The 17,815-nt window shown below is 63.7% G+C and carries 19 protein-coding genes and 1 tRNA gene; 4 read left to right on the top strand and 16 right to left on the bottom strand.

The window, feature by feature from the left end; genetic code table 11:
- Positions 1-16: 16 nt before the first annotated feature.
- Positions 17-226: a hypothetical protein gene (locus tag FMM79_RS15835; protein WP_148628419.1), complete on the top strand. Its 210-nt coding sequence runs from the start codon at positions 17-19 to the stop codon at positions 224-226.
- Here the strand turns inward: FMM79_RS15835 and FMM79_RS15830 are convergent.
- The 4 genes from FMM79_RS15830 to FMM79_RS15815 all read right to left on the bottom strand — a co-directional run bounded on the left by FMM79_RS15830 (position 221) and on the right by FMM79_RS15815 (position 2,615).
- Positions 221-296, bottom strand: a tRNA-Lys gene (locus FMM79_RS15830). The two genes, FMM79_RS15835 and FMM79_RS15830, sit on opposite strands and share 6 nt — an antisense overlap.
- A 30-nt stretch (positions 297-326) precedes the next feature.
- Complete coding sequence (gene folK, locus FMM79_RS15825; protein WP_148628432.1) at positions 327-860, bottom strand: 2-amino-4-hydroxy-6-hydroxymethyldihydropteridine diphosphokinase; 534 nt, start codon at positions 858-860, stop codon at positions 327-329.
- A gap of 13 nt (positions 861-873) precedes the next feature.
- Positions 874-1,749, bottom strand: a complete 876-nt coding sequence (gene aguB / locus FMM79_RS15820; RefSeq protein WP_148628418.1) for an N-carbamoylputrescine amidase — start codon at positions 1,747-1,749, stop codon at positions 874-876.
- Positions 1,750-1,763: 14 nt separating this feature from the next.
- Complete coding sequence (locus FMM79_RS15815) at positions 1,764-2,615, bottom strand: class I SAM-dependent methyltransferase (RefSeq protein WP_148628417.1); 852 nt, start codon at positions 2,613-2,615, stop codon at positions 1,764-1,766.
- A 160-nt stretch (positions 2,616-2,775) separates the two neighbouring features.
- On the opposite strand from FMM79_RS15815, the gene msrA reads away from it, so the two are divergent.
- On the top strand, positions 2,776-3,312 hold the full coding sequence (gene msrA, locus FMM79_RS15810; RefSeq protein WP_148628416.1) for a peptide-methionine (S)-S-oxide reductase MsrA: 537 nt from the start codon (positions 2,776-2,778) through the stop codon (positions 3,310-3,312).
- 128 nt (positions 3,313-3,440) lie between these two features.
- Positions 3,441-4,520, top strand: coding sequence for a choice-of-anchor A family protein (locus tag FMM79_RS15805; RefSeq protein WP_148628415.1), 1,080 nt, complete (start codon positions 3,441-3,443; stop codon positions 4,518-4,520).
- Positions 4,521-4,670: 150 nt separating this feature from the next.
- Here FMM79_RS15805 and FMM79_RS15800 read toward each other — a convergent pair whose 3' ends face one another.
- Positions 4,671-5,906 carry an RsmB/NOP family class I SAM-dependent RNA methyltransferase gene (locus FMM79_RS15800; protein WP_148628414.1) on the bottom strand — a complete coding sequence of 412 codons (1,236 nt, stop codon included), beginning with the start codon at positions 5,904-5,906 and terminating at the stop codon, positions 4,671-4,673.
- Between the two features lie 55 nt (positions 5,907-5,961).
- On the opposite strand from FMM79_RS15800, the gene FMM79_RS15795 reads away from it, so the two are divergent.
- On the top strand, positions 5,962-6,144 hold the full coding sequence (locus FMM79_RS15795) for a DUF1674 domain-containing protein (protein WP_052322424.1): 183 nt from the start codon (positions 5,962-5,964) through the stop codon (positions 6,142-6,144).
- Positions 6,145-6,170: 26 nt separating this feature from the next.
- Here FMM79_RS15795 and FMM79_RS15790 read toward each other — a convergent pair whose 3' ends face one another.
- From FMM79_RS15790 to serA, 11 genes are all read right to left on the bottom strand, one after another.
- Positions 6,171-7,667 (bottom strand): efflux transporter outer membrane subunit, encoded by a 1,497-nt coding sequence (locus FMM79_RS15790; RefSeq protein ID WP_148628413.1) that lies wholly within the window; start codon positions 7,665-7,667, stop codon positions 6,171-6,173.
- Positions 7,667-8,569: an efflux RND transporter periplasmic adaptor subunit gene (locus tag FMM79_RS15785; RefSeq protein ID WP_148628412.1), complete on the bottom strand. Its 903-nt coding sequence runs from the start codon at positions 8,567-8,569 to the stop codon at positions 7,667-7,669. The genes FMM79_RS15790 and FMM79_RS15785 overlap by 1 nt, the downstream gene beginning before the upstream one ends.
- Entirely contained in the window at positions 8,566-8,781 is a 216-nt protein-coding gene (locus FMM79_RS15780; RefSeq protein ID WP_148628411.1) for a DUF1656 domain-containing protein, read from the bottom strand. Before FMM79_RS15780 ends, FMM79_RS15785 begins: the two co-directional genes overlap by 4 nt.
- Positions 8,778-10,865: an FUSC family protein gene (locus FMM79_RS15775; RefSeq protein WP_148628410.1), complete on the bottom strand. Its 2,088-nt coding sequence runs from the start codon at positions 10,863-10,865 to the stop codon at positions 8,778-8,780. Before FMM79_RS15775 ends, FMM79_RS15780 begins: the two co-directional genes overlap by 4 nt.
- Complete coding sequence (locus tag FMM79_RS15770; RefSeq protein WP_240339244.1) at positions 10,862-11,269, bottom strand: MarR family winged helix-turn-helix transcriptional regulator; 408 nt, start codon at positions 11,267-11,269, stop codon at positions 10,862-10,864. Before FMM79_RS15770 ends, FMM79_RS15775 begins: the two co-directional genes overlap by 4 nt.
- A 186-nt stretch (positions 11,270-11,455) precedes the next feature.
- On the bottom strand, positions 11,456-11,962 hold the full coding sequence (locus FMM79_RS15765) for a murein L,D-transpeptidase family protein (RefSeq protein WP_148628408.1): 507 nt from the start codon (positions 11,960-11,962) through the stop codon (positions 11,456-11,458).
- Positions 11,963-12,030: 68 nt separating this feature from the next.
- Positions 12,031-13,320 carry an adenylosuccinate synthase gene (locus FMM79_RS15760; protein ID WP_148628407.1) on the bottom strand — a complete coding sequence of 430 codons (1,290 nt, stop codon included), beginning with the start codon at positions 13,318-13,320 and terminating at the stop codon, positions 12,031-12,033.
- A gap of 152 nt (positions 13,321-13,472) precedes the next feature.
- The gene (locus FMM79_RS15755; RefSeq protein ID WP_148628406.1) at positions 13,473-14,597 is read right to left on the bottom strand and encodes an ATP phosphoribosyltransferase regulatory subunit; all 1,125 of its coding nucleotides are present in this window, start codon (positions 14,595-14,597) and stop codon (positions 13,473-13,475) included.
- 587 nt (positions 14,598-15,184) lie between these two features.
- Positions 15,185-15,553, bottom strand: coding sequence for a hypothetical protein (locus FMM79_RS15750; protein ID WP_162528530.1), 369 nt, complete (start codon positions 15,551-15,553; stop codon positions 15,185-15,187).
- 2 nt (positions 15,554-15,555) lie between these two features.
- On the bottom strand, positions 15,556-15,795 hold the full coding sequence (locus FMM79_RS15745) for a hypothetical protein (protein WP_148628404.1): 240 nt from the start codon (positions 15,793-15,795) through the stop codon (positions 15,556-15,558).
- Positions 15,796-16,147: 352 nt separating this feature from the next.
- A complete protein-coding gene (gene serA, locus FMM79_RS15740; RefSeq protein ID WP_148628403.1) occupies positions 16,148-17,734 on the bottom strand; it encodes a phosphoglycerate dehydrogenase in 1,587 nt (528 codons plus the stop codon).
- Positions 17,735-17,815: the final 81 nt, after the last annotated feature.

Raw genomic sequence — 17,815 nt, 5'->3', positions numbered from 1 at the left:
CTCTAGGAGGAAATAAGTGATCGATTTTTCTGGAAGAAAATGGAGCGGTGAAGGGATTCGAACCCTGCCCCCAACCTTGGCACGGTTGGATTGCGAGTTTGTCGGCAACTTCAAAATTTTTAGAGAAATTCCAACCGGCCTAAAAACCGGCCTAAAAAGAAATTTAGGCCGGTTTGGCATTCGCGATGGCGATAAACATCAACATTTTCATACCGTTGTATGGTGAGCCCTGCTGGGTTCGAACCAGCGACCTACTGATTAAAAGTCAGTTGCTCTACCGACTGAGCTAAGGGCCCCCGATGCCGCTTTGCGGATCTGGTGGAGGCTCACCTAGGGGCATGTCGGGGCTTGGTCAAGCGGGTGTGTAACTGGTTGATCGACAAACCTGTCAGAGGATCACGCCAAGTGCCCGCTATGGTGCGTGCCGGGGCGAGGACGAAGTCACGTTGACGGAAGGCAGGGTGGGGCAGGACGAGACTGGTTTGCCCATCATCCTGGGCCCAAGGTCCTTGGCTCCACAGCACGATATCAAGGTCAAGAACACGCGATTGCCAGTCCTGGCCGAGGCGCTTACGCCCCAGTCGAGCCTCGATCGCGAGAAGTTCACGCATCACCTCCAGAGGAGCCAGTCCAGTCTCGAGGATGGCGGCCGCATTGAGGTAACGTCGGCGCGAGGGGCCCACCGGCGGTGTCTCGAGGAGGGGCGAGATCGCCGTGACTTGGCCGATCTCCTGTCCGATCATATCCAGAGCGCGCGCGAGCACCCGGCGCGGCGAGCCGATGCTCGGGTGGCGCATGTTCGAACCAAGTGCGATGAGATAGGCGCCCTCTCCATCCCAAGCCACGCCCTGGCCCGCCATACCGGTCACGCTCTCAGACGTCCTGTGCGATGCGGCCGTAAAGCTGGGGGCGGCGATCGCGGAAGAAGCCCATCCCTGCCCGGTGCTTCGCCGCACGTGCAAGATCGATCGTTGCCACCAAGACGCCCGTCTCCTCCTTGCCGAATTCGGTGACGTAATCGCCCCATTCGTCGCAAATGAAGGAGTGACCGTAGAAAGTCTGTTCGGTCCCGCACTCGGTTTCGACGCCAATACGGTTGGCTGCGATCACCGGCATGCAGTTGGATACCGAATGGCCAACCATCGCGCGGCGCCACATGCGGCTGGTGTCGAGCGTGGCGTCGTAGGGCTCGGAACCGATGGCAGTGGGGTAGAGCAGGAGCTCAGCGCCCATCAGCGCCATGACCCGCGCGCATTCGGGATACCACTGGTCCCAGCAGACCCCTACGCCCACGCGCACGACCTCGCCGTTCACCGGAACGTCCCAGACCTTGAACCCGTCGTTACCCGGGCGGAAGTAGTACTTCTCCTCGTAGCCCGGCCCGTCGGGAATATGGCTCTTGCGGTAGGTCCCCATGATCGCGCCGTCCGGCCCGATCATCGCGAGCGTGTTGTAATAGTGGTGCCCGTCCTTCTCGAAGAAGCTGGTCGGAATCGTCACCTCAAGCCTGGCCGCCAGTTCACGCATGGCAATGACCGAGGGATGTATCTCGGTCGGGCGGGCCAGCTCGAAAAGTTCCTCCTCCTCGTTCTTGCAGAAGTAGGGGCCCGCGAACAGTTCAGGCGGCAGGATCAGCTGCGCGCCCTTGCCCGCCGCCTCCTCGACGAGCGCGGAGACGGCGGCAATGTTCTCGGACTCGAGCTGCGAGCCGAGGGGAAGCTGGAGTGCGGCGACGGTGATTGTGCTCATGTACCGGGCCGATATCAGTCCCGCTTGCGGAAAAGAAGCGTCATGCGGTCGCTTTCACCGATGGCCGCGTACTTGGCCTTGTCCTGCTCCTTGAGCGCAAATTGCGGCGGCAGCGTCCACACGCCGCCTTCCCAGTTGGCCGGGTCCTTGGGGTTGGCGTTGATCTCCGAGCTGGCGACAAGCTCGAAGCCATTGAGCTCCATCAGCCGCACGACGTCGGCCTGGCGCAGGTAGCCTTTGCTGCCATTGGTGTAACTGAAGGGCGCATCGGCCTTGGCGCGGTGCTGGACCACGCCCAGCAGGCCATCGTCCTTGAGGAGGGTGCGCATGGCCTTCACCTCGGCATCGGCAATGTTCCAGTTCATCATGTTGTGCAGCATGCGGAACAGGACGATGCGGTCGTACGAGCCCTTCTCGGCGTCAGGAATGTCCTTCAGTGTCATGCCCGAAACCGAATCAGGATCGACGCCGGTCCATTCGACGACCTTGCCCGGAAAGGCCGCCGCCGATTCGGCAAGCTTGCTGCCATCGAAAGGCACCACGTCCGGGTTGAAGTAAAGCCCCGTCAGGTGTCCCTCCTCGGCAAGGTACGGGGCCAGCATGCGCGAATACCAGCCACCGCCCGGCGCGTATTCGCCAACCTTCATGTCGGGCGCAACGCCCATGAACTTTAGGGTTTCCACGGGATGGCGGTAGACGTCGCGCGCGCGGTCGTCCTTGCGCGCCGGAGTGGCGGCGGCAAGTTCGAGCAACGCCTCGCAGCCGTTGCACGAGACGACTTCGGCGCCATCTTCAGGCGCATCGGCGACAACCGGGGCCGCAAGCAGGCCAAGGCAGGTGGAAAGAGCAAGCATGGAACGGCGCATCAGTATCCTCCTAGGCAAGTCGCGGGTTCAATCCGGAAGGGATTGTCCGCGCGCTATTTCCCTGAAGCGCGAACCTAGTGTCCGCCCTGCCAATGACAAGCACGGTTTCGATCCCTATCTGAACAGGTAACACCCCCCGATCACAAGGATAGGACAGATCATGGAAACAGCCATCGTGGCAGGCGGATGCTTCTGGTGCACCGAAGCGGTATTCCGCGACGTCATCGGCGTCACCGAAGTTGAGAGCGGGTATATCGGCGGCACCACCGAGAACCCGACCTACAAAGAGGTGTGCACGGGCGCGACCGGCCATGCCGAAGGCGTGCGCCTGACATACGACCCGGCCGCCATCTCCTATGCCCAGATCCTCGACGTATTCTTGGGCACACACGACCCGACGCAGCTCAACCGCCAGGGCAATGACGTGGGCACGCAGTACCGCTCGGCGATCTTCCCCCTCGACGATGCACAACGCGCCGAAGCGAAGGCCGCTGTCGCGCGTGCGGGCGAGGCCAACACGGCTCCGGTGGTCACCTCCATCGAAGGACCCGCGACCTGGTACCCGGCCGAGGACTACCACCAGGAGTACTGGGAAGGCGAAGGTCAGCGTAATCCCTACTGCATGGCCGTAATCCCACCCAAGCTGATGAAACTGCGCAAGAGTTTCCAGAACGCCGTGAAAAGCGAAAAGGCCTGACGCCTGCCGTGCACGAAGGACTGTCCTTGGACGGGACAGTCCTTCGATTAACCTTTATACAATTGCCAAGTCCTAGTACGTGAGCCGAAAGTCAGGCGCCCGCCGTTAACCCAGGTTCTCCTTATTCCATGACCGATATTCGCAAGATTGCCCTTGGTGCGACCACTCTGGCCGCAGCCCTCGCTCCCTCGGCCATTCTTGCCGACTCGATCCCGATGGTATCGGGCCTCGACATCTTGCGGACCTGGAACCTGGTGGTGCTGGGCGACCTTGATTCGACTTCGGAAGTCGAAGGCAAGACCTGGGTCGGCGGCAATCTCACCGGCTCATCCTCAAACTACCAGATCTCGGGCAGCGTTGACAATTCGAACGGCGTTTCAGGGCTCACCGTCGTTGGCGACGTGACCGGCAACATCAAGAACCTCAACAACGGTTCGGGCGCCATTGTCGGCGGCAACGTGGCGAGCGGCTTCAACCTCAATGGTGGTACGCAAACGGTACTGGTCGGCGGATCGATCAGCAACACCAACGTGAACAGCAACGTGGTGCAGTCGGGCCTTGGCGCCAGCGATCCCGCCTTCGTGCAAAACCTCACCCAGCAAAAGAGCCTGATCTCCACCTCCACCCAGGAACTCTCCTATACGTTGGGTCAGATGGCGGCGACCGAGACCGTTGCGATAAGCGGTAACCGCGCGATTTTCACGGCAGCGCCCGGAGCGGACGGTACGGCGGTATTCAACATCACCGCAGCGCAGCTCGACAGCGTGGGCGAGATTTCCTTCGACACCGGCGGCGCGGACACCGTGATCGTCAATGTTTCGGGCAAGTCGATCACGCTCAACGACAACTTCCTCGGCGATGCGAGCGGCCTTGGCGAAAACGTAATCTGGAACTTTCCCGAGGCCGAGGAACTGAGCCTCTCCACCGCCTGGAAAGGCTCGGTCCTCGCACCGCACGCGAACGCGCGCACGGGCAATTACATCGAGGGTTCAGCCGTGTTCGGCAGTCTCGACCAGGACGGCGAGATGCATGTAGGCACGTTCGCAGGTGGCTGGGATCCCAGCGGCGATCCCCACACCGGATCGACCTCGGGTGGCAGCACCTCAGGTGGAACCGACGTGCCCGAACCGGGCATGCTGCTGCTCTTCGGACTTGGCTTGGGCGGTCTTGCCCTGATGGTGCGCCGCCGGCGCACGCTCGCCGGCTGAAAGCAGACACTTCAAAGGATGATTCCGAGGGCCATTGCCCTCGGGCACCCAAATCTATCCACCTCACCTTTCACGCGCCACCCTGGCGCAGAGAGGTGAGGTCCAATGGTATCCGTCAAGGGGCGATGGACCCTTGATAAATCCTCTCCTCTACGCCTTGCGCCAACGCGCGATGAAGAAGCCGTCGAGACCGCCCTGCCCGACCAACATGCCGGGATCGGTCCGCAGCCAGCCTTCGTCCGTCGGTTTCAAACCTTCGGGAAGTACCGCCTGCGTGATCGGCTCGTGCTGGAGCCCTAGGAGCGCGCGCGCCTGCGCTTCGCCTTCGGCCTCCTCCAGCGAGCAGACGGCATAGACCAGCACACCGCCCGGCGCGAGCCATTCGGCGGCGCGGGCAAGCAACTTTGCTTGGATCTCGGCCATCTCGTCGATCTGGCGCGGGCCGATGCGGTGCAGCACTTCGGGATGGCGGCGGCAGGTGCCGGTCGCAGTGCACGGCGCATCAAGCAGGATCGCGTCGAACCGAGCCTCTGGATCCCACTTCAGCGCGTCGGCCTGGACGACCTCGGCAGCAAGGTTCGTGCGCTCAAGGTTGGCACGCAGGCGTTCAAGCCGGCGCCCGGCGATGTCGAGCGCGGTTACATTCCATCCGGCTGCGGCCAGTTGCATGGTCTTACCGCCCGGCGCCGCGCACAGATCGAGCACGCGACGCCCCTCGCCAGTCCCGAGAATACGCGCAGGCAAGCTGGCGGCGAGATCCTGCACCCACCAGGCGCCTTCCCCAAAACCCGCCAGTTCAGTCACCGGTGTGCCACGTCCCAGCCGCACGTGCCCAGGCATGAGCGAGGTGCCGCCCAGCTTCTCGGCCCAGTTCTGCGTCTGGGACGCATCGCGCAGCGCAATGTCGAGCGGCGGCGGCAGCGCAAGCCCCTTCGCAATGGCCTCGGCACGGCCGCCCCAACGCTCATACGGCGCGTCAGGCAAAGTGGGCACCTCCGGCAGAAAAATACCGCGCCTGGTGAGCGTGGAGAATACCCCGTGAGCGAGGCGCCGGGGGCCTCCGGCCAGCAACGGCAGGCCGGTCGCGATCACGGCGTGGGCGGGCGTCTCGAGACGCAGCACCTGAGCGAGCATGATCTCGAGGACCGCCCGGGCCTTGGCATCGTCGGCGAGCGGTAGCCGTGTGGCGCTGTCGATCAGTTCATCAAGGTCAGCCCGCCAGCGCAGCACTTCGCCCGCAATGGCGCGCGCCAGCGCACGGTCGGGCTCGCCCCGCACGCGCGAAAGCGCCGAACTGGCCGCCTGGTCAAGCGTTTCGCCCCGCCGCAGCACGGCATCGATGAGATTGAGCGCGGCACGGCGCGCGGGAAGACCGGGAATATCCATCGCCGCGCCTTACAGGCGATTGCCTTTTCCCGCCAGTCGTCGCAGTAGGGCAGGCATGATCAAGCGCGCAACAACCCGTCCCGAAGGCTTCGTGAAGCCCGCACACTGGACGAACGAGCCTGCGCCCGAGCCCACGGGCGAGACCAAGACCACAGCACCCGAAGGGGAAGAGCCCGAAGGCGTCTCCCCCACACGCTACGGCGACTGGGTGCTCAAGGGGATCGCGGTCGACTTCTGAGCCAAGTCTGACCGCCCCTCGCGCGGTCAGTTTGCCTCGGAATTTCTAGGAGCCTGGGACACGTCTGCAGCCGCCTTTGCGGCGGCTGCTTCCTTACTCGCTTCCTTCTGCCAGCCACCGCCCAGCGCCAGGAACACGGCGATCTGGTTATCGACCAGAGCAGCCTCGGCCGCCGCGTGGGAGACCTCCGCGCTCGCCAGTTCGCGCTGCGCGGTCAACAGCGAGAGGAAATCCGCGCGGCCAAACCGGAACAGCTTGTTCGCCTGCGCCGCCGAAACCCCGGCGCTGTCCGCCGCCTTGCCCAATGCCGCTGCGCGTTCGCGGCCCCGTGCGTACTCGTCAAGCGAGGTCTCGGCCGAGCGCAGCGCTTCCAGCACTGTCGCATCGAAACGGGCGATATCCCCGCGCACCTGCGCGTTCGCCTGATCGATCCGGGCACGGACCTGGGACTGGTAAGGCCAACTCCAGCTCAGCAGGGGACCGAGACCAAAGCTCAGCGATTCCTGCTTGGGCAGGTTCTTCGCCTGGTTGAACGCCATGATCCCGCCCGCAAGGCTGATCGAGGGATAGAGATCCGCCGTCACCACGCCAATACGCGCGGTATCCGCGGCAATCGTGCGCTCGGCCTCGCGGATGTCGGGCCGGCGGCGGATCAGCGCTGCACCATCACCAATCGGCAGCGGGCGCGAGAGCTGCGGCAGGCTCGCGCAGGTCTCGACATCGCGCGGATAGTCGGCGGGTGCCTTTCCAAGCAGGGTCGCGAGGAGATAGAGCGCGCCCTTGCGACGGGCGTAGAGCTGCGGCAGATTCGCACGGCTGGCATCGATGGCAGTCTGCGCGCGGCTGACATCGAAACTGGTACCGCGCCCGCCCTTCTGGAGGCGTTTCGTGGCATCGAGCGTTTCTTCCTGCAGCTTGACCACCTTCTTCACGGTCGCAATCTGGTAGTTGCTCGCACAGACATTGGCATAGGCCCGCGCGGTTGCCGCCGCGACCGTGGTGCGCACGGTGTCCCGCGCCGCCTCGCGCGCCTGCCGGTCCGCGAGGCTCGCCTCAATGCCGCGCTTGATCTTACCGTGCAGGTCCAAGGGATAGGTTACCGACAGCCCGAAGGTGCCGGTCAATACCCCGGGCAGATTGGTATTGGCCGAGCGCAGCGAATAGTTGCGCTCCTGCTGCACGTTGCCGGAAAGCTCGGTTCCAAAACCGTATTCCCCAGCCTGTTCGCGCACGACGCCATCGGCGCGCAGCACGTTCTCCTCGGCCGCACGCAGGTCTGCATTGGCCTCCAGGGCCTCCTCGATCAGCGCGTCGAGACGCGGGTCCTCGTAGAGCCGCCACCAGTGGTCAGGGAGTTCGGCTTGCGCGAAGGCCGCGCCGTCGCCGGAATCGAAGGCGCCTTGTGCGGCGAGCGTGTTGGCCACGGCTTGTTCGGGCGGGGTATAGTTCGGCCCGGCCGTCGCGCATCCGGCCAGCGCCAGCCCAAGCGCACCAAGGGCGACGTAGGAACGCAGCGTTCGCATCACTGCCCCTCCGCCTTCGGCTCGGCCTTGACCTTTTCACGCTGTTCGACGGTGACCGTCGCCGTGCGCCCCAGCACGAGACGCACATCCTTAGGCACGTCGATCAGCTTCACGCGCACCGGGATGCGCTGGGGCAGACGCACCCAGGCAAATGTCGCCTCGACATCGGGCAGGAGGTTGCTGGCGTTGCCACGCGAGCTGTCCGAGATACCTGCCGCGATGCTTTCGACCCGGCCTTTGAGATCCTTTTCCTCACCCATCAGGTGCACCGTTACTGGCGCGCCGACGCGGATCATGGGGAGCTTGGTTTCCTCGAAGTAGCCCTCGATGCGCAGCGAATTGCGATCGACCAGTGCCATCGCCTGGTTACCTGCGGCCAGATAGTCCCCCGGATGCAGGTCAAGGTTGGTTACCGTGCCATCGACCGAGGCGACAACTTGCGTGCGCTCGAGGTTCAGCAGCGCACCATCAAGCGCGCTCTTCGCCTCGGCAAGTGCGGCCTGTGCCGTCTGAACGCGGGCAAGGTTCTGTTCATGGGTCTCGGTGGCGACGAGGTCGCCCAGCACGCGGTCTCGGTTCGCCTCGCGGCGGGCCTGCGCCAGCGTCGCCTGTGCGCTCGCCACTCCGGCCCGCGCCTGCTCGACAGCCAGCGTGTAGCGCGGCTTGTCGAGCACGAAGAGCAGGTCGCCCGCCTTCACCTTCTGGTTGTCCTTGACCTCGACCGAAGTGACAAGACCGGAGATATCCGGCGTCACACGCACGACTTCGGCCCGCACTCGCCCGTCGCGCGTCCAGGGGCTGCGCTCGTAGTGGTTCCACATCCAGATCGCGATCACAATGGCGATGAGCACGATGACGATGGTGGCCGCGCTGCGGCCGATCATGGCGATTGTATTCTTCATGGGGCGAAACCGAAATAAGGGGCGAGAAAGGCCACGGCACCAAAGACGATGACGTAGAGGGCGAGGTCCACCAGCGCGCGGTATGCGACGAAACGGTAGATCCCGAAGCGGTTGAAAAGCCGCATCAGGAGCAGCGTGCACAGCGACGCGATAATCCCGAAGACCAGCAGGGACGGCACGTAGATGCCGTTAAGCGAGAACTCTCCGTTCATAGCTTTCCTCCGGGAGGGGTGGAGACTCCCGTGAATGGCGGAGCGTCGGCGAAAAGGGTGCGGCGAAGGGTGATGAGGGGCAGTGCGGTGCGGCGGCGCACGGTTTCCTCCGGGTCGGATCGGAAGCGGGCAAGCGCCGCGTCGATCCGGGCAAGCAGGCACGAATCTTCGGGCGGCGGAGCCTCGGGAGTGAGTTTGCGGTAGTAGCCCTGCATGCCGGTCAGCACGTCGGTGAGCGAGCCATGGTGCGCCGCGTCCAGATCTAGGCGCAGGCTGCGCAATTCACCGATGGCAACGCCCGCTCGAAGGTCGCGCAGAATGTCGTAGAGGGGCTCACCCGGCGCCTTGCCCGCGGCCTGCAAGCGCGGTCCCATCAAGGCCTGGCGGTCGAGCATCTTGGAGATCCAGCCTTGCAGGTTGGGCCGTGCCCAGCGGTTGCTACGCTCGGCCAGGTCCTTCCAGCCCGCCGTGAGGTTGCGCTGGATTGCATGATGGACGCCTGCAGTCTGGATGATGCGGATCATGCCAGCGGCAAAGAAGATCGCCGCAAACGTCGCCATTTGCGAATTGAGAAAGGTCGCAAAGTTCGCCGGAACACCGGGACCGAGATCGGCCCCATATTTTTCGGAGATGATGAACGGACTGCCAAGGCCGAGCATGGTCGGCAGGGCAAAGCCCGCCGTCCTGGGGTTCGCCATCAGCGAGCCCAGCACGAGCAGCGCCGGGGCCAGCGAGATCGCCAGTTCCGGAAAGCCGTCAAGCGCCGGCAGAATGGCAAAACCATAGGCCCCCGCAATGATGACCGAAAGGACCGTGCCCTTGAAGAAGCCGATCACCGGCGGAATCGAATTGTCCAAGGCGCCGAACAGCGCCGGAAAGACCGAGGCCAGCATCAGAAAGGTTCCGCCGTCGTGCCAGCCACTGAAGTGCCAGATGAGCGAGCCGACAACGACGGTCAGCATCGCACCGCCCGCCGCACGCGCCGCGCCGGTGTAGTCCCGGTTGAGCGGACGCTCGCCGATATCCGCCAGAAGCGACGGGATTCGTGGCGAAACCGACCGTGCAGTGGGTGCCGCATACTGCACCTTGAGAACCCGGCAGTTGAGGTGCGATGTCACCAGTTCGCCAAGCCGCGCAACAAGGCTCATGTGGAGTAGCTCCAGCCAGTCACTTTGCCCATCGATGGCAGGTTCCAGCTCTGCGCAGCGCGCGATCAGGGCATCGCCGGTCTCCTCGATCACGCCAAGATCATCGCTCAGATGGTCGATCCAGGCGCGAATGTCGGCCATGAGCGCGGCGGTGTTCTCAGGCAACGCCTCGTTCGCGCGCAGGGCCACCACGCGGTCGGCAATGGCCGCGCCCAGCGGCATGAGGTGGGCTAGGTTGTCCTCAAGCGCGCGCACCAGTTTCACACGCGGCGCAGTCTGAGTCGTCTCGAAGGGGAGGTGAACCGACTGCTGGTGCAGCTCAGTGATGTCCTGCGCGAGACGGCGGCGCTCGAGGTCGATTTTGGGATCCGGTTCGAAATCCAATGTGTCGCGGCTCCAGGCTTCTGCATCCTTGAGGACACTGGCCATCTTGCCTGCCAGCGCGCGCGAGACCGACCCCGGCAGGACAACGCCATGGATCAGTGCGGAACAGATGATGCCGATGGCAATCTCCTGCGCGCGCAGGGTCGCTACATCAAAGATGTGCTGGGGAGCATCGACAATCGGCCACACGATAAGGCCGGCCGTGTAACCCGAGAGCACGAACATATACGAAGTCGGCTTACGGTCGAGCAACGAAAGAAAGACGCAGGTCCCCAGCCAGCAGGTCATGGCACTGACCAGCAACACCGGACTGTGCACCAGCGGCGGGACGATGAAGATCGCAAAGCACGCCCCCACGAAGGTCCCGATCAGGCGGAACAGTGCGCGCGAAACGACCGCGCCCGCAAACGGACCCGAGACGATGTACGCCGTAAGAAACGCCCAATAAGGGCGTTCCAGCCCGATCGAAAAGGCGATGAAAGTCGCCAACATGGAAGCGATGTAGCACTTGAGAGAGAACACCGCGGCATTGATGCCCCAGCGGTTGGTCATGTGCGTGCGCGCCGCTCATTGATACGGGCTGCGACGACATCCAGAACCTCGACCGTGGTAGCGAGGTCTTCCTCGCTGATCCCGTAAAGCAATTCGGCGCGCAGCTCGATGAGACGGGCATCGATCTTGCGCGCCAAGCGTACACCTTCGCCCGTCAGGTCGAGGATCTTGGCACGACCGTCCTCGGGATCACCTTCGCGCGAAACAAGGCCCGCCCGTTCAAGATGTTGCAAGGTGCGCACCAGCGAGGCCTCGGTAATACCGATCTCGCGCGCCAGGTCGGACTGGCGCACGCCCCCACCGCGACGCTCGAGGTGGAGCAGCGCGTACCCCGTCGAATTGGATATCTCGAGCGAGGCCAGCACCCGATCGGCCAGCTGCCGCCAGATGCGGGCAAGTGTCATGACATTCGCTGGCAGAGCAGCGGACAGGGAATCGCGGTGAGGCATGGATGCTTAGTTAGGCTCCTAAGCTTTTTCCGCAACAGGGTGTGCTTTGCAATTTACATTGCAGCAATGTCGTTTTTTACAACCCAAAAAGAGAGAGATGACTGCCCTGCATGTGCGTACAGCTACCCCTCAAGCCTTTTATCAGGGACGGATCTCGATGGGCGTGCCGTCAGGCACAACCTCCCACAAGGCCTCGATCTCGGCATTGGAAAGTGCGATACAGCCATCGGTCCAGTCGCCGGGCACCCGGCCCTCCCCCCAGCCGTTGGGCTGGCCATGCAGCATGATCATCCCGCCCGCCGAACGCCCGTGGGCTCTTGCATAAGCGCGGTCGGCCGCGTTGGGATAGGAGATGTGCAGCGAGAGATGGTAGCGCGAATCGGGATTGCCCCAATCGATGACGTAGCGGCCCTCCGGGGTACGCTCATCACCCTCGAAGCGCTTGTGCCCTTGCGGGTTATCTCCGAACTGAAGCCCGTCGATCACGCGGACAAGACGCCCACCCTGCCCCGGCTCGCCCTGCCACAGTTCCAGCGTGCGTGCGGACTTGGTAACGCGCAGGAAGTCGAGCACCTGCAACCGGCCAGGCGCATCCGCCGGAGCAGGAACAAGGGCCCAAAGCAAAAGGATCGGGGCAAGCCAGCGCATGCTCCGATCCTATCAGGCCCTTGCCGGGCCACCAGTCCGCATTTCTGCGGCCAGAGCTGTGTCTGCGCTCAGTCCGCGAAGGGATCGCGCACGAGGATCGTGTCCTCCCGCTCGGGGCTAGTCGACACCAGCGCGACCGGCGTCTCGATCAGTTCCTGCACGCGCTGAATGTACTTGATCGCCTGTGCCGGAAGGTCCGCCCACGAGCGCGCTCCTGCGGTCGTGCCTTGCCAGCCGTCCATTTCCTCGTAGATCGGCTCGACATTGGCCTGGTCCGCAGCGTGGCTCGGGAAATAGTCGAGGACCTTGCCGTTAAGGCGGTAGCCGGTGCAGATCTTGACCTTCTCGAAGCCATCGAGGACGTCGAGCTTGGTCAGCGCAATGCCGGTCACGCCCGAAATGGCGCAGGACTGACGGGTAAGGACCGCGTCGAACCAGCCACAACGGCGCTTGCGGCCGGTGACGGTGCCGAACTCGTGGCCACGTTCGCCCAAGCGCTGGCCGGTCTCATCCTCAAGCTCGGTCGGGAACGGACCCGAGCCCACGCGCGTGGTGTACGCCTTGACGATACCCAGAACGAAGCCGGTGGCCGAAGGGCCAAGGCCCGAACCGCTCGCCGCCGTGCCCGACACCGTGTTCGAGCTGGTAACGAAGGGGTAGGTGCCGTGGTCGACGTCGAGCAGAACACCCTGCGCGCCTTCGAAGAGGACGCGGGCGCCCGCCTTCTTGACCTTGTTGAGACGGCGCCAGGTCGGCCCTGCAAACTGCAACACGAACGGCGCGATCTCGGCCAGTTCCTTGAGCAGCGCTTCGCGGTCGATGGGCGGCTGGCCGAAGCCGGCGCGCAGCGCATCGTGGTGGGCGCACAGGCGATCAAGCTGCGGTTCGAGCGCGTCTAGGTGGGCCAGATCGCACACGCGGATCGCGCGGCGGCCGACCTTGTCCTCGTAGGCCGGACCGATGCCGCGACCGGTGGTGCCGATCTTTCCGGCACCCGCCGCCGCTTCACGCAGACCGTCGAGTTCGCGGTGGACCGGCAGGATCAGCGGGCAGTTGTCCGCGATCGCAAAGTTGTCCGCGTTGATCTCCACGCTTTGGCCACGAAGCTTCTCGACCTCGGACTTGAGGTGCCAGGGATCGAGCACGACGCCGTTGCCGATAATCGACAGCGTGCCGGTCACGATGCCCGAAGGCAGCAGCGACAGCTTGTAGACCTGCTCACCCACGACGAGCGTGTGCCCGGCGTTGTGGCCGCCCTGGAAACGGACAACTGCGTCGGCCCGGCTGGCCAGCCAGTCCACGATCTTGCCCTTGCCCTCATCGCCCCACTGGGCGCCGATCACCGTTACGTTTGCCAACGCTTCACGCTTTCACTGCTAATTGAAGTTCCGAGGCGCGCCCTAGGGGAAGGTGGCGCCAAGGGCAAGGTTTGGACGCTGCCATCTGCAATAGAATTGCCACGAAGGCCGCCTCGCGGGGAATTGCATTACCCGAAAGGCCACCCGCCCCATTACAGCGCGATCGCCTCGCGCCCTTCCAGAACGTGCGAGCAGCCCAGCGCGCGCGGGTCATCGCTGTCCGACAGCGCGGCCAGCGTGATCCAGCCCACGGCGCGCTGCTGCGCGGCCACCTGCACGTCGTAACCCAGCGGCAAGAAAAGCTTTCGCGGCTCGTCCGAGGTGGCAGCAAGCGCCTCGATCAGCGGGTCGGGGTAGAGCGAGAAGCCGGTTGCAGCCTCAGGCTCCTCGCCCGCCTGGCCGAGAATTTGGTACGTACCGCCCCGGCCCAGGCTGCCCGAAATGCCCTCGGCATAAATCGTGAAGCCGAACCAGGACTGGTACTCGAAACCATGGCGCTCGGACGGGTCGAGCGTCAGGCGCGCCTTGCCGCCCACGCGCGCGGCAATGGCACGCAGGCCCTCGATGCGGCTGTCAAGCGCACCGCCAGCCTGGAACGACTCCAACTGTGCGACCGCGCTCTCGAACGGGCCGACCGCGTAGAGCAGCGGGAGATACCCCTCACCGCCCACGTCCACGAGCCCGCCTGCGTCCTTCGCATCCAGCATCTCACGCACCTTCTCGATCTGCGCGGCGTCCAACGGCAGCGGCCCGGCGCTCAGCGTGTCGACAAGATCAGGAAGCGTGAAGTCGACCGAGATCCCGGTCGCCCCGGCGCTTGCCAGGGTCTCAATGGCCAGTTCCACGATTTCGGCCGCGGCTGCGACCGTGTCGATGCCGACCAGCTCGGCGCCCAGCTGCAGACGCTCACGGGCGGGGTCGAGGCCATCGCCCTTGATGGTCGAGACCGGGCCAGAATAGGACAGGCGCAGCGGGCGCGGCGCAGTGGCGAGGCTGGTCGCGGCCATGCGCGCGACCTGCGCGGTGATGTCCGAGCGCAGCGCGAGGAGGCGCAGCGAGGCCGGATCGACGAAACGGAACATGCGGCGCGCCTGGACACCGGCCATGCGGCTTGCCAGCGACTTCTCGAATTCAAGAACCGGCGGCTCGACGCGCGCGTAGCCGTGGCTGGCCAGAACGTCATGCCCCACGCGGCGCACATGCTGTGCGGCACGGGCCTGCGCGGGCAGACGGTCTCCAAGCCCTTCGGGCAACAGGTCGCGGTCGGTATCCTGCATGTGAACGTTTCCAAACTCCAATGGCCGGACCGCAGATCGGGCAATCCGGCGCTTTCGAGCCGCGCGCAGAAGATGCGCGGCCTTGTTCGGGTGCGCCTATAGGGCCAGCACGACGGATTCAGCAAGCCGCGAGCCGCCCCCGCGCACGATCTTGCCTCCTCCGTGCCGATTTCCCGCCCCTATCAGCCCAAAAGTGACACCCAGGTTGACACAGTTGACACAGTCCAGAGGAAGATCGTGTCACCTGTCACCCTGCGCCAAACCGCCCCGCTGTCAGATCCTGGCAGAATTGCAGCGACACGCATCCCTTTCCTTCCTGACAGCCACCAACGCGACAGGTCGAACGACGAGAATACCGCAGCCCCTCGGGTGTAGGAAAATCCAATCTCACCGCGCGCAAGGCCAAGCCCCTGCTGGCGTCGTCTCCTGTACCATGTCCAAGAATGCGGCTGAAAAAGGGCAAAGAAATTGATTTCCGAGGGCTATCGCCCTCGGGCTGCCCAAACAGCCTATGTCAGCGTCGCGCGTTGCCCGTGAATCTTCTTTGCAGATCGTGATGTGAAGACCTGTCATGTCTTGCGATGCACTCAATTTTCCGCATCGGGTGCTTGAGTGCTGAAGCGGATCAGCAACTCCTGAACATAGGAGATCCGGGCAGAGTCTTCATCGTAGAATTTGGTGAACGCCTGCCCACGCACTTGCTGGCAGGCCACATCGGCATAGGCACTGTTCTGCGTCGAGGCCCCTTGGCAATCCGCGACCTGCCCATCGCCGTCAACGTACACCGAAACCGGCACATCCAGTTGATTTTCATTCTCGCCGGGCAGGCTTGCGACGAATAGTTCCATATCGGGCTTGGCTTCCAACCCAAGGTCAATTCGTCTCGTCCCTGCTTCGAATATATAGCGCAGTCTGCCGTACGTGCGGCCTCCATCGGCCTCGGCAGATTTGAACATTTTCATCGCATAAAAGTGGGGAAAATGACTTCTGCCATTTTCGAATTGCCCTTGCTCCGCAGTATTTTGCAGCGCAACGGTGTGCCATCGAGCGACAGTATCAGGTCAAATTCTGCCGCGACATTGTCATCTAATCGCAGTTGCGCCAGGCCCGAACCAATTTCCATAATCTTGTCGCGACTTAAAGTAGGCGCCGTCAAATTTGACGCCAGTCCAAGCAAAATCAAGGAAAGCAGGACCACACCTCCGCCCCGAGAACCTTCAACAACAAGAATGTCTCTTTCTGAAGATCATGACACTAAAGGGTTCTTGAGAAGACACAATCGCTCTATTCCTCACAACGCCATCAATGCGACCTTCGGTCAGACGGCACCGGACCGGCGGTGGCGAGAACAGCGACAGCAGGAGGGAGCGGCCTCTCCAATAGGCCACAGCTCCCCGAATCCGGGAGCGCGAGGGCGAAGGCCCTCGCATTTGTCTTGCTTCCCCCTTCTTCGGAGTTCCCCATCCCTTCGATACGACAAGGGGGCGGTGCCCGAAGGCCCGCCCCCACTATCGTTCGTATCTGCGACGGCCCGAGGGCTGCGGCGTGGATCAAGCGAACTTGAGCGCCTTGACCAGCTTCACGCCCGGAAGAGCCTCGGCCTGCTTGAGCACGTCCTCGGGGACCGCGCTGTCAACCGAGAGCATCAGCACAGCCTCGCCGCCGGTCTCGCGGCGGCCCAGGTTGAAGGTGCCGATGTTGATGCCGTTTTCGCCCAGCAGCGTGCCGATGCGGCCGATGAAGCCCGGCGCGTCCTCGTTGACGATGTACATCATGTCGCCCGACAGGTCGGATTCGACGCTGATGCCGAACAGTTCGATCAGGCGCGGGTCCTGGTTGTTGAACAGCGTGCCCGCCACCGAGCGCTCACCGGATTCGGTCTTCACCGAGACGCGGATCAGCGTGTGGTAGTTGCCTTCGCGCTCGGTCTTCACTTCGCGCACTTCCAGACCGCGCTCCTTGGCGAGGTACGGGGCGTTGACCATGTTGACCGAGTCCGACTGGACGCGCAGGAACCCGGCGAGGACCGCCGCGACCATCGGGCGCATGTTGAGTTCCGCGGCCGCACCTTCGGTGTGGATCGAGATGCGCGGAACCGAATCGCGGGTCAGCTGGCCGACGAGGCTGCCGAGCTGTTCGGCAAGCTTCATGTAGGGCTTGAGCTTGGGCGCTTCCTCAGCCGAGAGCGAGGGCATGTTGAGCGCGTTCGTGACACCGCCGTTGACGAGGTAGTCGGCAAGCTGCTCGGCCACCTGCAGCGCGACGTTGACCTGCGCTTCGGTGGTCGAGGCGCCCAGGTGCGGGGTGCAGATGAAGTTCGCGCACTCGAACAGCGGCGAGTCCTTGGCCGGCTCGGTCTGGAACACGTCGAGCGCGGCGCCCGCAACGTGGCCGGAGTCGAGCATCTTCTTGAGCGCGTTCTCGTCGATCAGACCGCCACGCGCGCAGTTGACGATGCGCACGCCCTTCTTGGTCTTCGCAAGGTTGTCCTCCGAGAGAATGTTGCGGGTCTGCTCGGTCAGCGGGGTGTGCAGCGTGATGAAGTCGGCCTTGCCCAGAACGGTGTCGAGATCGGCCTTCTCCACACCCATTTCCACGGCGCGCTCTGGTGTCAGGAACGGATCGTAGGCCACGACCTTCATCTTGAGGCCGAGCGCACGGCTGGCAACGATCGAGCCGATGTTGCCCGCGCCAATGAGGCCAAGCGTCTTGCCGGTGACTTCCACGCCCATGAAGGCGTTCTTGGGCCACTTGCCTTCCTTGGTCTGCGCGTTGGCTTCCGGGATCTGGCGGGCAAGCGCGAACATCATCGCAATGGCATGCTCGGCAGTGGTAATCGAGTTGCCGAACGGGGTATTCATGACGACGACGCCCTTGCCCGAGGCATAGGGGATGTCGACGTTGTCAACGCCGATGCCAGCGCGGCCGATGACCTTGAGGTTGGTCGCGGCGTCGAGGATTTCCTTGGTGACCTTGGTCGAGGAGCGGATGGCGAGGCCATCGTATTCGCCGATGCGGGCGATCAGCTGCTCGGGCGTTTCACCAGTGATGACGTCCACATCGCAGCCACGCTCTTCGAAGATGCGCGCAGCGTTCGGGTCCATCTTGTCCGAAATGAGAACCTTGGGCTTGGTCATTTTACAAATTCCTTGTCGTCGTCCCGCGCGTCCACACACGGACAGCTGGCGGGGAACACAGGCGGCACCTTGCCAGACCTG

Origin of the sequence: Novosphingobium sp. BW1 (genome assembly GCF_008107685.1) — a bacterium.
Classification (GTDB): Bacteria; Pseudomonadota; Alphaproteobacteria; order Sphingomonadales; family Sphingomonadaceae; genus Novosphingobium.
Note: the sequence above shows the minus strand (reverse complement) of the source record. Positions and strands in the feature narration are given on the sequence as shown.

Bases quoted from the DNA above. Each gene is read 5' to 3' on its own strand.
- folK (WP_148628432.1), bottom strand. From the start codon at position 860: ATGGCGGGCCAGGGCGTGGCTTGGGATGGAGAGGGCGCCTATCTCATC.
- aguB (WP_148628418.1), bottom strand. From the start codon at position 1,749: ATGAGCACAATCACCGTCGCCGCACTCCAGCTTCCCCTCGGCTCGCAG.
- FMM79_RS15815 (WP_148628417.1), bottom strand. From the start codon at position 2,615: ATGCGCCGTTCCATGCTTGCTCTTTCCACCTGCCTTGGCCTGCTTGCG.
- msrA (WP_148628416.1), top strand. From the start codon at position 2,776: ATGGAAACAGCCATCGTGGCAGGCGGATGCTTCTGGTGCACCGAAGCG.
- FMM79_RS15805 (WP_148628415.1), top strand. From the start codon at position 3,441: ATGACCGATATTCGCAAGATTGCCCTTGGTGCGACCACTCTGGCCGCA.
- FMM79_RS15800 (WP_148628414.1), bottom strand. From the start codon at position 5,906: ATGGATATTCCCGGTCTTCCCGCGCGCCGTGCCGCGCTCAATCTCATC.
- FMM79_RS15795 (WP_052322424.1), top strand. From the start codon at position 5,962: ATGATCAAGCGCGCAACAACCCGTCCCGAAGGCTTCGTGAAGCCCGCA.
- FMM79_RS15790 (WP_148628413.1), bottom strand. From the start codon at position 7,667: ATGCGAACGCTGCGTTCCTACGTCGCCCTTGGTGCGCTTGGGCTGGCG.
- FMM79_RS15785 (WP_148628412.1), bottom strand. From the start codon at position 8,569: ATGAAGAATACAATCGCCATGATCGGCCGCAGCGCGGCCACCATCGTC.
- FMM79_RS15780 (WP_148628411.1), bottom strand. From the start codon at position 8,781: ATGAACGGAGAGTTCTCGCTTAACGGCATCTACGTGCCGTCCCTGCTG.
- FMM79_RS15775 (WP_148628410.1), bottom strand. From the start codon at position 10,865: ATGACCAACCGCTGGGGCATCAATGCCGCGGTGTTCTCTCTCAAGTGC.
- FMM79_RS15770 (WP_240339244.1), bottom strand. From the start codon at position 11,269: ATGACACTTGCCCGCATCTGGCGGCAGCTGGCCGATCGGGTGCTGGCC.
- FMM79_RS15765 (WP_148628408.1), bottom strand. From the start codon at position 11,962: ATGCGCTGGCTTGCCCCGATCCTTTTGCTTTGGGCCCTTGTTCCTGCT.
- FMM79_RS15755 (WP_148628406.1), bottom strand. From the start codon at position 14,597: ATGCAGGATACCGACCGCGACCTGTTGCCCGAAGGGCTTGGAGACCGT.
- FMM79_RS15750 (WP_162528530.1), bottom strand. From the start codon at position 15,553: ATGTTCAAATCTGCCGAGGCCGATGGAGGCCGCACGTACGGCAGACTG.
- serA (WP_148628403.1), bottom strand. From the start codon at position 17,734: ATGACCAAGCCCAAGGTTCTCATTTCGGACAAGATGGACCCGAACGCT.